Raw genomic sequence first — 12,002 nt, 5'->3', positions numbered from 1 at the left:
GAACAGTTTCGCAGTTTTACGCCCAGGCGTAAAAAAGCAGAAGCAAAGCACTCGCGCATCCGGTGATGGCAGGCAATCGCTTTTTCGCAACCGCGAAGAGCCGGAGAAAAATATTCCACGCCCATACCCTGAGCACATCAAGACCGCCGAAACAGGCCTTGATTTCAGGCACTTTTAGCTGCCGGCGACTTATCCCACAAAACAGTTTTTTCTAAATTCTACCAATTTAGTAGATTAAAGTCGTGCAGAAGCGATTTCATGTTCGACGACCGTCTTCGCGACCTCTCGGTCCGCCGTTTCAGTTGGAACGTTGACTGGCCAGAACGCGTTCCCGGAATAGCCACCACTCAACAAGGAGCGTTTTCATGAACACGATCAAATTGAAGCATGGCATTTGGGTTCTGGTGGCCGACGGTGAAAAGGCGCTCCTGCTTAAGAACGCCGGCGACACCAAGTTTCCCAACCTTGAAGTCGTGCAGGTGATGGAACAGGAAAACCCGCCCACTCGCGAACAGGGAAGCGACAGCCCGGGCCGATACAATGACGGCCCATCCGTGCACCGCAGCGCGGTCGAGGAGACCGACTGGCACCGTATCGGCAAGGAACGCTTCGCCCAGGAGATTGCCGCCCGGCTCTACAAGCTTGCCCATGACGGCGAATTCGACAGCATCGTGCTTGTCGCCCCACCGGTGGTGCTCGGCGCCATGCGCAAGAAGCTGCATAAGGAGGTTGGTGACAAGGTGACGGCCGAGATCCCGAAGACCATGACCAACCACGACATTTCCGAGATCGAGGCCTTGCTGCAGGCAGCCTGATCGCCGGCAACAGGCGAATACCGTCGCGGGCTCGAACAGATCGGCGGCATCCGTTCGCCGGTCCGGCATTTTGTCGCCGCGCCGTCGCTTTTCGCACCCTTGCGGGTTGCATCATCGTTACCGCTTCCACCATATTGCAAGACAGGCGACGGCTTCGGGCGGCGCATATCCGACATCGCTAGCTTGAAAGGCGCTCCATAGACAATGCCGCATGACACGCCCCTTATCGCCACCATCGTCGCCGGTCTGGGGCTGGCTTTCGTCTTCGGCGCTCTCGCCAATCGTTTCCGCATTCCGCCACTGGTCGGCTATCTCGTAGCCGGCGTGCTGGTCGGGCCGAACACGCCCGGTTTCGTCGCCGACGCCGGGCTTGCCAACGAATTGGCCGAAATCGGCGTCATCCTCCTGATGTTCGGCGTTGGCCTGCATTTTTCGCTCAAGGACCTTCTGTCGGTCCGCGCCATCGCCGTGCCCGGCGCCATCGTCCAGATCGGCTTTGCCACCGCACTCGGCGCCGGGCTGTCCTGGATGCTCGGCTGGTCGATGGGTGCGGGCCTGGTGTTCGGCTTGGCGCTGTCGGTCGCCTCGACCGTGGTGCTGCTGCGCGCACTTCAGGAACGCCGGCTGATCGAGACCGAGCGCGGCCGCATCGCCGTCGGCTGGCTGATCGTCGAGGACTTGGCAATGGTGCTGGCGCTGGTGCTGCTGCCGGCGCTTGCCGGCGTGCTCGGCGGCCAGGAACAGGCCGATGCCCATTCGAGCGGCCTGCTGTCGCTGCCGGCCAGCTACGGCATCTGGGGTGTAGTCGGCATCACGCTGGCCAAGGTTGCCGCCTTCGTCGTCGTCATGCTGGTGGTCGGCCGCCGGGTCATTCCGTGGATCCTGCACTACGTCGCCCATACCGGGTCGCGCGAACTGTTCCGTCTCTCGGTGCTCGCCATCGCCCTCGGCGTCGCCTTCGGCGCGGCAAAATTGTTCGGCGTTTCGCTGGCGCTGGGCGCCTTCTTCGCCGGCATGATCATGAGCGAATCCGAGCTCAGCCACCGCGCGGCGGAAGAATCGCTGCCCCTGCGCGATGCCTTCTCGGTGCTGTTCTTCGTTTCCGTCGGCATGCTGTTCGACCCGTTCAGCCTGATCAGCAACGGCTTGCCGATCCTGGCGACGCTGGCCATCATCGTCATCGGCAAGTCGCTGGCGGCGTTCGTCATCGTCGTTGCCTTCGGCTATCCCCTGGCCACGGCCTTGATGATTTCGGCCAGCCTTGCCCAGATCGGCGAATTCTCCTTCATCCTGGCCGAACTCGGCGTCGGGTTGAAACTCCTGCCCGAACAGGGCCGCGATCTGATCCTGGCCGGGGCCATCCTGTCGATCGTGCTCAACCCGCTGATGTTCCTGGTCATCGACTGGATGAAGCCTTGGCTGGAGGCCCGCGCCGCCAGGACGGCACCGCCGGTGGACGCCAAGCCGGTTGGTCCGGCGACGGAACCGGGCCAGGTGGCCTCCGTCGCCGCAACATCCAGCAAGGAAGACGGGCCGCCGCCGAGGACGGCGCTTGCCGGTCATGCCATCCTGATCGGCTATGGCCGGGTCGGCGGCCTCGTCGGTGCCGCGCTGAAGGAAGCGGCACTGCCTTTCCTCGTCATCGAGGACGCCGACAAGACGCTGGCGAAGCTGAAAGCAGACGGCATCGAAACCATCGCCGGCAATGCCGCCAATGCCGAAGTGTTCGCCGCCGCCAATCCGGAGGGCGCAAATCGGCTGATCCTCGCCATTCCCAATGCCTTCGAGGCCGGCCAGATCGTGCTGCGGGCGCGCGCCGCCAATCCCAACATCAACGTCGTCGCCCGCGCCCATTCCGACGCCGAGGTCGAGCATCTGAAGGGGCTCGGCGCCGATACGGTGATCATGGGCGAACGCGAGATCGCGCGCGGCATTGTCGAAGAGGTGCTTGGCCACAAGCCGCGGGCCGCTGAACCGTCCGCTGCCTGAACCGACGTGCCCACAGGCGCGCTGATCATGCCACGAATGCTGAACCGCCGTTTTGCGCGACGCTGCCGAGGTATTTTGCCGGAGGCTTGCCAAGCGCCTTCTTGAACATGGTGATGAAGGCGGTGACCGAGCCATAGCCGAGATCGCCCGAGACCTGCTGCACACTCGCACCCGAGGCCAGCTCGCGAATGGCGACGATCAGGTGCAATTGCTGGCGCCAGCGCCCGAAGCTCAAGCCAGTCTCCTTGACGACGAGACGCGCCAGACTGCTTTCGCTGAGCGCAACGCGATTGGCCCATTGCGCCAACGTGCTGCGATCGGCGGGGTCCTGCGCCAACGCCTCGGCGATCCGCCTCAATCGCGGCTCGGCTGAAATCGGCAGATGCAGTTGCTGGACAGGCATGCGCGGCAGTTCGGCAAGCAGGGTCTTGGTCAGGAGCTCATCCCTTGCCTTGTCGTCCTGCACGCTGTCGGACAGCTCGACGATCAGTTCGCGCAACAGCGGCGAGATCGAGAGCGTGCAGCACCGGTCCGGCAATTCGGCGGCTCCCGGCTCGATATATACGAAGAAGATCCGGGCATTGGCCGTCGCGATGTTGCTATGCTCCATGGAACCGGGGATCCATACCCCGCAATGCGGCGGCACCATCCACAGGCCGCTCGGAACACGGCATGTGACGCCGCCTCCGAGCGTAAAGACGAGCTGGCCCTTGCGGTGCCAATGGGCGGGCACCTCCGCTCTGGTTTCGGTGACGTCGACACGAACGGCGATGGCTGGCGCTAGCACATCATCGACATCGAAATTGAGCCATGGGTAGCGAAGAGGCTGTCTCATGATCGACTGCTTTTAGCGATTAAATTCCATGATAGCTAAATTCTTCAAGCTGCGAAAGCCAGTAAGGTCCGGCCTCCAGCAAGAACGGTACGTAGACATGCTCGCCTTAGTCATATCTTCCGACAGCGCCACGCGGCTCAGGCTCGCCGAGGTGGAAGAACCTCGGCCCCTCGCGGACGAAGCGCTCGTGTCCGTCCACGCAACCTCGTTGAACCGGGGTGAACTGCGCCTGCTCACCATCCGTCCGAACGGCTGGATACCCGGCCAGGACATCGTTGGAATTGTCGAACGCGCGGCCGCCGATGGCTCCGGTCCGGCTGCGGGCACCCGGGTCGCGGCTTTGGTCGACCAGGCCGGCTGGGCCGAACGGGTCGCCGTTTCAACCGACCGTCTCGCAGTCCTATCGGATGAGGTCAGCTTCGTCTCGGCAGCCACGCTCCCCGTGGCGGGCACGACGGCGCTCAGGACTTTGCGTCATGGCGGTGACCTGGCCGGCCTAAAGGCCCTGATCACCGGTGCAAGCGGTGCCGTCGGTCGCTTCCAGATCCAGATCGCCCGCGAGCTGGGTGCGTTGGTGACCGCCATCGCCGCGGCCCGGCACCACGAGGATCTGCGCGGATTGGGAGCCGATCAGATTGTCGAGTCGATCGAGCAGGCCGAGGGACCGTTTTCGCTGATCACCGAGTCGGTCGGCGGCAAAAGCCTCGCACGCGCGATCGAACGCGTCGCGCCTGGCGGGACAATCGTCATCTTCGGTTCGAGCAGCGGCGAACTCACGCCGGTTGGATTCCGTCAGTTCGTTCCGGGCCACGAGGGGGCGAGGCTTCAGACATTCGCCTACTACACGTCCGGTTCCGCCATCGGCGCGGATATCGCCACGCTGCTCGCCCTGGTCGCCGCCGGACGGCTGGAAACCCGCGTGGCTATGACCGTGCCGTGGACGGAGATCGGACAAGCCCTGGACGCACTGCGCCAGCGAAGCTTCAGCGGCAAGGCCGTTCTCACCCTGACCGGATGAGCAGACCTTGGCTCGACCAGTTCACACGTGCTGGCCGCCATTGATGTGGATTTCAGAGCCGGACACATAGGACGACTGGGCCGAGCACAGGAAGAAGATGATGTCGGCGACTTCCGCCGTGGTGCCAAGCCGCCTGAGCGGAATGGTCTCGACGATCTTGTCGGTGCCTGGCGACAGGATCGCGGTGTCGATCTCGCCCGGCGCGATGGCGTTGACGCGGATGCCGTGCGGGCCGAAATCATGCGCCATCTCGCGCGTCAGCGAGCCTAGTGCGGCCTTCGACGTCGCATAGGCCGTGCCGGCGAAGGGATGGACGCGAGTGCCGGCGATCGAGGTGACGTTGACGATCGAACCCTTGGCGGCGGCTAACTCTTTGAACAACCCCCGCGCGAGCATGATCGGTGCGAAGAAATTCACCTGGAACACGTCGCGCCAGACATGCATCGGCGTATCGATCGAGTTCATGCGGCTGTTGCCGTCCTTGAGCTTGGGCGAAATGCCGGCATTGTTGACTAGCGCGTTCAACTGGCCGCCATGCGCCTCGAGCCGGTGGCGGATCTCGGAGACGGCGATGCCGACATCTTCCTGGTCGGCGAGATCGACCTTGATGTGATCTTCCGGGCCGGCCGGCCACGGGCAATCCTCGGCGAACGCTTGGCGCGAACAGGTGATGACGCGCCATCCCTCGCGCGAGAAGCGCTTGACGGTGGCATGGCCGATGCCCCGGCTGGCGCCGGTCAGCACGATGGTTTTTCTGGTGTCGAGTTCAGCCATGTCGCGGTCTCCGGGCTCGACATGTAGCCGAACACCGCCAAGGTGGCGAGAGGCCGAAATGTCACCATGCGCCCTTGCGTACGGAACCGCCCAGCAGGCACGCCGTTGGTTCGACACGAGAAAGATGCGGGCGCGGGGCTCTGCCAGCCAGTCAGGACAAGAGCCATGACACAGACAACACCACTCGATATCGCCACCGCCTTTACCAGGGCATGGACGGGCCACGATCTCGAAAAGGCAGCATCCTTCGTCGCCGACGATGTCGTCTTCGACGGACCGATGCAGCAGTCGACCGGCAAGGAGCCCTATTTGAAAGGCCTGACGAAACTATCGCAGGATGTGACCGGCATGCGCATGATCGCCGCCTTCGGCGACGAACACCAGGCACTGCTGATGTACGATCTGATGACAAAGTCGTCCGGCGCGCTGTCCTGCGCGAAACATCTCACCGTCAGTGGCGGCAAGATCCACAGCGACAAGCTGGCCTTCGACAGCAAACTGCTCGGCCGCGCCCAGCCGAAGACGCAAATAGAGAAGCGCCCGTTCAGCCGCCGCCCAGAATATCCAGGATCGAGGTCTGCTTCTTCTTCAGCGGACCGCCAACGCTGCCGGGCGGCACCGGATGCCCGACGGACGCTGTGGTGCCGGAATCGCTCGGCATATCGAAGTCGTCCGCGTCGACCGTCTGCGCGGGACGGGGCGCACGCACCGCCGGCTGTCCGGTTGGCGAAGCTGCGACTGGCGCGGACTGGCCGACCGGGGCCCGGGGCACTGGCGCCTGCTGGTTGTTGTTGGCGGAGGGTATCTCGTCGGGCACCACCGTGTCGGCAGGCGTCGATTTCCAGGTGCCGGGCAGCGGCCTCACCGGCACGCCCTCATGCGCGGCGACCATGAATTCGTGCCAGGCCTGCGCCGGCAGCGCGCCGCCGGTGACCTTCTTCATCGCCGTGCCGTCATCATTGCCGAACCACACGCCGGTGGTGAGATTGGCGGTGTAGCCGACGAACCAGGCGTCGCGCGAATTCTGGCTGGTGCCGGTCTTGCCGGCAGACGGCCAGGCGAAGGCCGCCTTCTTGGCGGTGCCGACCTCGACCGTGCCGGTCATCATCGAATTCATCATACCGACGATCTCGGGCTTGATCACGCGCGGCGCGCTGCCGCTGCCGCCGCTGTCATAGAGCACCTTGCCGTCGGCCGAGGTGATACGGCGGATGAAATGGATGTCGGGCTTGTAGCCGCCATTGGCGAACGGCACATAGGCCGAGGTCAATTCCAGCGGCGTCACCTCGGAGGTGCCGAGCGCGATCGAGGTGTTGGCCTGCAAGTCGGACTGGATGCCCATGCGGTGCGCGGCTTCCACCACTGCGTTCGGCCCGACTTCCATCGCCAGCTGCGCCGCCACCGAGTTCAGCGATTTCGCCAGCGCCGTCGCCAGCGTCACCTTGCCAAAGTACTTGCCGCCGTAATTGTCGGGCGTCCAGTTGCCGATCTTGATCGGCGCGTCGTTACGCACGCTGTCGGGCGTACGGCCAGCCTCGAGCGCCGCCATGTAGACGAACGGCTTGAACGCCGAGCCAGGCTGCCGGCGCGCCTCGGAGGCGCGGTCGAACTGGCTGGTCGAATAGTCGTAGCCGCCGACCATGGCGCGCACCGCGCCGGAATCGTCGATCGATACCAAGGCGCCCTGGGTGACGTTGAGCTTCTTGCCGCTGTCGTCGATCAGCCGGCGGATCGACTGTTCGGCGAGTTTCTGCAGGTTCAGATCGACGGTAGAGTCGATGACGATATCGCCGCGCACGTCGCCGATCAGGTCGGGCAGTTCTTCCATGATCGTGTCGGCGACATAGTTTTCCGAGCCGGTCCAGTAGGACGGCGAGCGCGTCGCCGGCGCGCTGAGCGCCGTCTTCAGTTCCTTCTCGCTGATCCTGCCTTCCTCGCGCATCGCGGCGAGCACCAGTTGCGACCGCTCCTCGGCCGCCTTGGGGTCGCGCGCCGGCGACAGCCGCGACGGCGCCTTCAACAGGCCGGCCAGCAACGCTGCCTCGGACAAGGTGACGTCGCGCGCGCTTTTGCCGAAATAGCGGCGCGAGGCCGCCTCGACGCCATAGGCGCCGGAGCCGAAATAGACCCGGTTGAGGTACATTTCGAGGATCTGGTCCTTGCTGTGCTTGTGCTCCAGCCACAGCGACAACAGCACCTCCTGCACCTTGCGCTCCAAGGTGCGATCGGGCTTCAGGAACAGGTTTTTCGCCAATTGCTGGGTCAGCGTCGAACCGCCCTGCGAGAAGTGGCGTCCGAGCAGATTGGTGACCATCGCGCGCGACAGGCCGATCGGATCGACGCCGAAATGCGAGTAGAACCGGCGGTCCTCGATGGCGATGACGGCTGCCGGGATATAGGGCGACATTTCATGCAGGCCGACCGCCTCGCCGCCGCTCATGCCGCGATTGGCCAGCAACTGGCCATCGGCCGAGACGATCTTGATGTTGGGCGCACGGTCCGGGATCGACCAGGTGGTGGCCGCCGGCATCTTGGCGCCGTAGTAGATAACCACGCCGGCGACAGCGATGCCGCCCCAGATCGCCAGCACGAAGCACCAGTAGAACAGCCGGCCGAGCACCCCGACCAGGCCGCGCCCGCTTCCACCGCGCCTTCCCCGGGCCGATTTCCCCTTCGATGATTTGCGTTTGGCGGAGGCTTTGCGGTTGCTCGGCACGACGCGGTCCTCCTCGCTCACCGAAAGACCCGCCTGGGGTTTCGCCCGTGGCGGTCCCTCGAAGCTGGGCTCGATGCGGCTGTCTCTGCGGTTCGCCATGCGCTGCGCTGATATCCCCGGTGCCAATGGCGCTCGGGTTGAAGAGTAGATGCGGCGATTTAAGGGCGGGTTAAGCAGGCCTTCGGCCAAGCCTTTGAATTTTGTTAGGAATTTGTTAATCCTGTTGCCGCCGGTCTTGGTGGCCGGATGACAGCCGGCTTACGCAGGCCGCAACGCGCCTTATTTGCCTTCCCTACGTTTTTCGATCTCATAGGTCAGCCATCGGCAGAACATGCCGGCAATCGAAGCCGCCGCGCCGACAAGCAGACAGGTGGTCAGCAGCGGGCTTTTGGAAGCGCTTGACCAACTGACGATGGCCAGCAGCACGACGCTCAGGGTTGAGATCAGATAGCCCACGCCCTTGAGCAAGTGCAAAGAAGCTTTTGTCATGCCCTGAAATCTCCTCGGCCTGATCTTGGGAACATTCATTGCGCCTTGGAGTTCCACCCCGGATCAACCCGGAACGCGACAGAGGCGCTTCATGCCCGACTACCTCAAGCTGCCGACGACGACGAAGGGCCTTGTCAGGGTCGTCATCGAAACCCCGCGCGGTGCCGCAGCCAAAGTAGCCTATGAGCCGGCTACCCAGGTATTCGGCTATGTCCGCCCTTTACCCGTCGGAATGACCTACCCCTACGACTGGGGTTTTATTCCCTCCACATTGGGGGACGATGGCGATCCACTGGATGGGCTAGTCATCCATCAGGCCGCCACGGGTCCCGGCACCGTCATCAAATGCAACCTTTTGGGTGCGCTGCGGGTCAAGCAGAAGGATCACGGCGGCGAGGCCCTGCGCAACGACCGTTACGTCTTCTGTCCTCACAAGGAGGATGCTGAGGACGAGCCCGTGGCCGCCGACCGCGTGCCCGAGCATCTCAGGCGCGAGATCGAACAGTTCTTTCTGTCGTCAGTGCTTGGCACCGGCAAAACCATCAAGTTCAAAGGCTGGCAGGATGCCGGTGATGCGCGCAGGGCAATCAAGAAGGGCATGAAGGCCTTTGCCGCCAGGCTACGCAAGTAAGCATGGCCATTTTCTGGTGCTTTGTTCCGATCGATTAGGTGCCTACCGGCGCGCCACGCCTGGCTCGATCCCCGACCTTGTCTTTCCGACAATCGACGCCAGCGGATAGAAGGCCAGCGCCTGCTCCTCGCAAGTAACCGCAACGACACTGTTCGAGCGGTCGATGTCGAGACCCTTGGGGCCGCCTTCCTCGACGCTGGCCCTGCCCCGCAGGAAGGTCTCCTCGTCGAGCACGCCGACCGAACGCACAGGGCCGCGGCGCCCCGTCCAGCCGTCGCCGCGTTCATAGACATGCACCGCGGGGCTGCCGGCATCGGCCACGAGCATATGCCGGTCATCCCCGGTGAAGCGAAGGCCATGTGGAAAGCCCGCGTCCTGCAGGATGCCGACAGGCTCACTCTTCGGCCCAAGCGATGAGGACATCCGATAAAGCTTCACATCCCTGGTGCCATGGCTGCTGACGGCAATCCATCGACCGTCATGGCTGATTGCTATGCCGTCGGGTATGTCGAGACCGTTGCTGAGCAATGGCTGGTTCCTGACCGTCCGATGGCCAAGCCAGCGGATGGCCACGTGCCGCGTGACCACATGCGTATAGTTGTTGCAGACCAGCAGGCTGACGCGGCCGCCGGACTCGCGGCGGACGACAACCGAGCCGGGTGTCCTGAGTTTGCAGAAAGGCTTGCCGTCAATCCGCCGAAACGCGGTGATCTCCCGATGCTGGCCCGCCATGCTTTCCACGGGCAGGGCAAAGATCGCAAGCTCCCCATCGCGGTTGGCAACCACCAGGGTCTTGTCATCGATGAAGTCGAGGCCATGGACCTCGCCGATGTCGTCCGACCTCAGTTCCATGAAATCATGGATGGTAATGTCTGGACCGTCGGGCCGCATCTCGACATCGATACGCAGGAGCAGGCAGCGTTTGCGCGCGAAGGCCGCGATCGCCAGCAGCCGGTTGCTGGGCGAAAAGCGCAGATCCTCGGTGCGTCCCATGGCCGAAAGCGCCGCCCGAACGGCTTGGCTGGCCTTGAACGCGACCGGACGTATCCTCGTGCAACTCCCGTCGAGATCGAGCTTTGAAAGATCCGTCTTGCAGACCCGGACCATTGACGAACCCCCGCGCAGTCCCTGGATTTCGGGTCGCCAACCATGCCCGTCGCGCTTGTCGATCAAAGGCTGCCCGCCATCCGGAGAATCAAACGACATCCCAACCCGATCGCAGGCTCAGTTCTGCTGGATCGAAATGCCCTTGTCGTCGATCTTGAGTTCGACGCCTTTCGGCCTGGTCTGCTCGCGGTAGACGTAGACGCCCAGCGCGATGACCACGACGATGAGCGCGCCAATGATGAGATAGAGTGTGTTCTGCTTCATGGCGCGCCCTTTGTCGTGCCGAGCCTCAGGCTCGTTTCAGAACCTTGACCAGAACCAGAAGGATGATGGCGCCGATCGTGGCGTGGATGATGGAGGCGATGATGCCGCCGCCGATCGAGAAGCCGATCCGTGGGAACAGCCAGCCGGCGATGAACGCGCCGACGATGCCGACGATGATGTTGCCGATCAGGCCGAAGCCGAAACCCGAAACGATGAGACCGGCGAGCCAGCCGGCGATGGCACCAATGATGATGAAGACGAGAAGGCTTTCGACACCCATAGCGGTTTCCTCCGAGCAAGCGGGCGAACGCGGAGCGGAAGGCTCCGAATCGGCCCCGATATCAACGGCTTCAGGCTATGCGAAAGCACCCGGCCTAGCCAGCGGCGCGCTCACTGGTCGTCGTCGTCGCCGGCAGTGGGCCGCCAGCTGGTCGGCTCGACCTTCTTCAGGGTGTGGCTGTCGGTGTAGACCCACCAGCCGCCGTCGCGGTATTGCGCTATGGATTCATTGAGGACGCCATCGCTGTCCTTCCAGGTGACGGTGACCTTGGAGCCGTCGGTCGGCGCGGTCGATATCGGCTTTCTGTCAGCCATCTCATCCCTTTTTCAGCTATGAGCGAAGATATCCTCTTCGGCCCAGCCCATCAGGTCAAGCTTGGACCGGGTCGGCAGAAAGCGGAAACAGGCGTCCGCCTCCTTCGTGCGCCCCTCGCGCGCCAGCCGACCGGCCAGCACGTCGCGCAACCGATGCAGATAGAGGACGTCCGAGGCGGCGTATTCGAGTTGCTCGGGCGACAGCGTTTCGGCCGCCCAATCCGACGATTGCTGCGCCTTGGACAAGCCAACGCCGAGAAGCTCGAAGCAAATGTCCTTCAGCCCGTGCCGGTCGGTGTAGGTGCGTGTCAGCCGCGAGGCGATCTTGGTGCAGAACACCGGCTCGGGCATTACGCCAAACGCATTGTAGAGCACGGCGAGATCGAAGCGACCGTAGTGGAACAGCTTGGTGATCGTGCGGTTTCTCAACAGGCTGACAAGGTTCGGCGCCTTCTTCTGGCCCGGCGCGATCTGGATGACATCGGCGCTGCCGTCGCCAGGCGAAATCTGCACCACGCAGAGCCGGTCGCGGTGCGGGTTGAGGCCGAGCGTTTCCGTATCGATGGCCACCGCCGCGACATTGTAGCGGGAAAGGTCAGGCAGATCGTTTTTATGGAAGCGGATATCGCTCATCGTCTTCTCCGGGTCGCGGCCTTCGGCGTCGCGCATCCATCGAAGAAGCGCACACGCGCTCCAACACATTGCGCTGTCGACCCGTCCTCGCCGTGATCGGCGAAAAAATCAACAGAAAGTTGATTTTTCCGCCGTCC

The 12,002-nt window shown here is 63.4% G+C and carries 14 protein-coding genes and 1 pseudogene; 5 read left to right on the top strand and 10 right to left on the bottom strand.

Annotated elements, in window-relative coordinates; genetic code table 11:
- Positions 1-365 precede the first annotated feature (365 nt).
- Together EJ077_RS04975 and EJ077_RS04970 are read left to right on the top strand one after the other, a co-directional pair.
- The gene (locus EJ077_RS04975; RefSeq protein WP_208700081.1) at positions 366-815 is read left to right on the top strand and encodes a host attachment protein; all 450 of its coding nucleotides are present in this window, start codon (positions 366-368) and stop codon (positions 813-815) included.
- A 204-nt stretch (positions 816-1,019) separates the two neighbouring features.
- Positions 1,020-2,804, top strand: a complete 1,785-nt coding sequence (locus tag EJ077_RS04970) for a cation:proton antiporter (protein WP_208700079.1) — start codon at positions 1,020-1,022, stop codon at positions 2,802-2,804.
- Positions 2,805-2,829: 25 nt separating this feature from the next.
- On the opposite strand, the gene EJ077_RS04965 is transcribed toward EJ077_RS04970, so the two are convergent.
- On the bottom strand, positions 2,830-3,639 hold the full coding sequence (locus EJ077_RS04965) for an AraC family transcriptional regulator (RefSeq protein ID WP_208700077.1): 810 nt from the start codon (positions 3,637-3,639) through the stop codon (positions 2,830-2,832).
- 97 nt (positions 3,640-3,736) lie between these two features.
- Here EJ077_RS04965 and EJ077_RS04960 point away from each other — a divergent pair, with 97 nt between their 5' ends.
- Entirely contained in the window at positions 3,737-4,657 is a 921-nt protein-coding gene (locus EJ077_RS04960; RefSeq protein WP_208700075.1) for a zinc-binding dehydrogenase, read from the top strand.
- A 21-nt stretch (positions 4,658-4,678) separates the two neighbouring features.
- Here EJ077_RS04960 and EJ077_RS04955 read toward each other — a convergent pair whose 3' ends face one another.
- Positions 4,679-5,431 (bottom strand): SDR family NAD(P)-dependent oxidoreductase, encoded by a 753-nt coding sequence (locus EJ077_RS04955; RefSeq protein ID WP_208700073.1) that lies wholly within the window; start codon positions 5,429-5,431, stop codon positions 4,679-4,681.
- Positions 5,432-5,497: 66 nt separating this feature from the next.
- On the opposite strand from EJ077_RS04955, the pseudogene EJ077_RS04950 reads away from it, so the two are divergent.
- Positions 5,498-5,839, top strand: a pseudogene (locus EJ077_RS04950) (nuclear transport factor 2 family protein); the annotation flags it as partial.
- Here EJ077_RS04950 and EJ077_RS31860 read toward each other — a convergent pair.
- The 3 genes from EJ077_RS31860 to EJ077_RS04940 form a co-directional block, all read right to left on the bottom strand.
- A complete protein-coding gene (locus tag EJ077_RS31860; protein WP_245458825.1) occupies positions 5,759-5,959 on the bottom strand; it encodes a hypothetical protein in 201 nt (66 codons plus the stop codon). The pseudogene EJ077_RS04950 and the gene EJ077_RS31860 overlap by 81 nt on opposite strands.
- A gap of 16 nt (positions 5,960-5,975) precedes the next feature.
- The gene (locus tag EJ077_RS04945) at positions 5,976-8,246 is read right to left on the bottom strand and encodes a transglycosylase domain-containing protein (protein WP_208700071.1); all 2,271 of its coding nucleotides are present in this window, start codon (positions 8,244-8,246) and stop codon (positions 5,976-5,978) included.
- A 180-nt stretch (positions 8,247-8,426) separates the two neighbouring features.
- A complete protein-coding gene (locus tag EJ077_RS04940; protein ID WP_127277475.1) occupies positions 8,427-8,636 on the bottom strand; it encodes a hypothetical protein in 210 nt (69 codons plus the stop codon).
- 91 nt (positions 8,637-8,727) lie between these two features.
- Between EJ077_RS04940 and EJ077_RS04935 the strand changes: the two genes are divergently transcribed.
- Entirely contained in the window at positions 8,728-9,267 is a 540-nt protein-coding gene (locus EJ077_RS04935) for an inorganic diphosphatase (RefSeq protein WP_208700069.1), read from the top strand.
- Between the two features lie 42 nt (positions 9,268-9,309).
- On the opposite strand, the gene EJ077_RS04930 is transcribed toward EJ077_RS04935, so the two are convergent.
- The 5 genes from EJ077_RS04930 to EJ077_RS04910 all read right to left on the bottom strand — a co-directional run bounded on the left by EJ077_RS04930 (position 9,310) and on the right by EJ077_RS04910 (position 11,865).
- A complete protein-coding gene (locus tag EJ077_RS04930) occupies positions 9,310-10,260 on the bottom strand; it encodes a YncE family protein (RefSeq protein WP_245458637.1) in 951 nt (316 codons plus the stop codon).
- Between the two features lie 231 nt (positions 10,261-10,491).
- Positions 10,492-10,638 carry a hypothetical protein gene (locus EJ077_RS04925; RefSeq protein WP_135914977.1) on the bottom strand — a complete coding sequence of 49 codons (147 nt, stop codon included), beginning with the start codon at positions 10,636-10,638 and terminating at the stop codon, positions 10,492-10,494.
- A gap of 25 nt (positions 10,639-10,663) precedes the next feature.
- Positions 10,664-10,918 (bottom strand): GlsB/YeaQ/YmgE family stress response membrane protein, encoded by a 255-nt coding sequence (locus EJ077_RS04920; protein ID WP_027056594.1) that lies wholly within the window; start codon positions 10,916-10,918, stop codon positions 10,664-10,666.
- 110 nt (positions 10,919-11,028) lie between these two features.
- Positions 11,029-11,232, bottom strand: a complete 204-nt coding sequence (locus tag EJ077_RS04915) for a hypothetical protein (protein WP_208700067.1) — start codon at positions 11,230-11,232, stop codon at positions 11,029-11,031.
- Positions 11,233-11,244: 12 nt separating this feature from the next.
- Positions 11,245-11,865, bottom strand: a complete 621-nt coding sequence (locus EJ077_RS04910) for a ribonuclease D (RefSeq protein ID WP_208700065.1) — start codon at positions 11,863-11,865, stop codon at positions 11,245-11,247.
- Between the last annotated feature and the right edge of the window lie 137 nt (positions 11,866-12,002).

It is taken from the genome of Mesorhizobium sp. M8A.F.Ca.ET.057.01.1.1, from assembly GCF_003952565.1.
Taxonomy (GTDB): domain Bacteria; phylum Pseudomonadota; class Alphaproteobacteria; order Rhizobiales; family Rhizobiaceae; genus Mesorhizobium.
This window is presented reverse-complemented; position numbering and strand designations above follow the sequence as displayed.

Coding starts and splice junctions, on each gene's coding strand:
- EJ077_RS04975 (WP_208700081.1), top strand. CDS start 366: ATGAACACGATCAAATTGAAGCATGGCATTTGGGTTCTGGTGGCCGAC.
- EJ077_RS04970 (WP_208700079.1), top strand. CDS start 1,020: ATGCCGCATGACACGCCCCTTATCGCCACCATCGTCGCCGGTCTGGGG.
- EJ077_RS04965 (WP_208700077.1), bottom strand. CDS start 3,639: ATGAGACAGCCTCTTCGCTACCCATGGCTCAATTTCGATGTCGATGAT.
- EJ077_RS04960 (WP_208700075.1), top strand. CDS start 3,737: ATGCTCGCCTTAGTCATATCTTCCGACAGCGCCACGCGGCTCAGGCTC.
- EJ077_RS04955 (WP_208700073.1), bottom strand. CDS start 5,431: ATGGCTGAACTCGACACCAGAAAAACCATCGTGCTGACCGGCGCCAGC.
- EJ077_RS04945 (WP_208700071.1), bottom strand. CDS start 8,246: ATGGCGAACCGCAGAGACAGCCGCATCGAGCCCAGCTTCGAGGGACCG.
- EJ077_RS04940 (WP_127277475.1), bottom strand. CDS start 8,636: ATGACAAAAGCTTCTTTGCACTTGCTCAAGGGCGTGGGCTATCTGATC.
- EJ077_RS04935 (WP_208700069.1), top strand. CDS start 8,728: ATGCCCGACTACCTCAAGCTGCCGACGACGACGAAGGGCCTTGTCAGG.
- EJ077_RS04930 (WP_245458637.1), bottom strand. CDS start 10,260: ATGGGACGCACCGAGGATCTGCGCTTTTCGCCCAGCAACCGGCTGCTG.
- EJ077_RS04925 (WP_135914977.1), bottom strand. CDS start 10,638: ATGAAGCAGAACACACTCTATCTCATCATTGGCGCGCTCATCGTCGTG.
- EJ077_RS04920 (WP_027056594.1), bottom strand. CDS start 10,918: ATGGGTGTCGAAAGCCTTCTCGTCTTCATCATCATTGGTGCCATCGCC.
- EJ077_RS04915 (WP_208700067.1), bottom strand. CDS start 11,232: ATGGCTGACAGAAAGCCGATATCGACCGCGCCGACCGACGGCTCCAAG.
- EJ077_RS04910 (WP_208700065.1), bottom strand. CDS start 11,865: ATGAGCGATATCCGCTTCCATAAAAACGATCTGCCTGACCTTTCCCGC.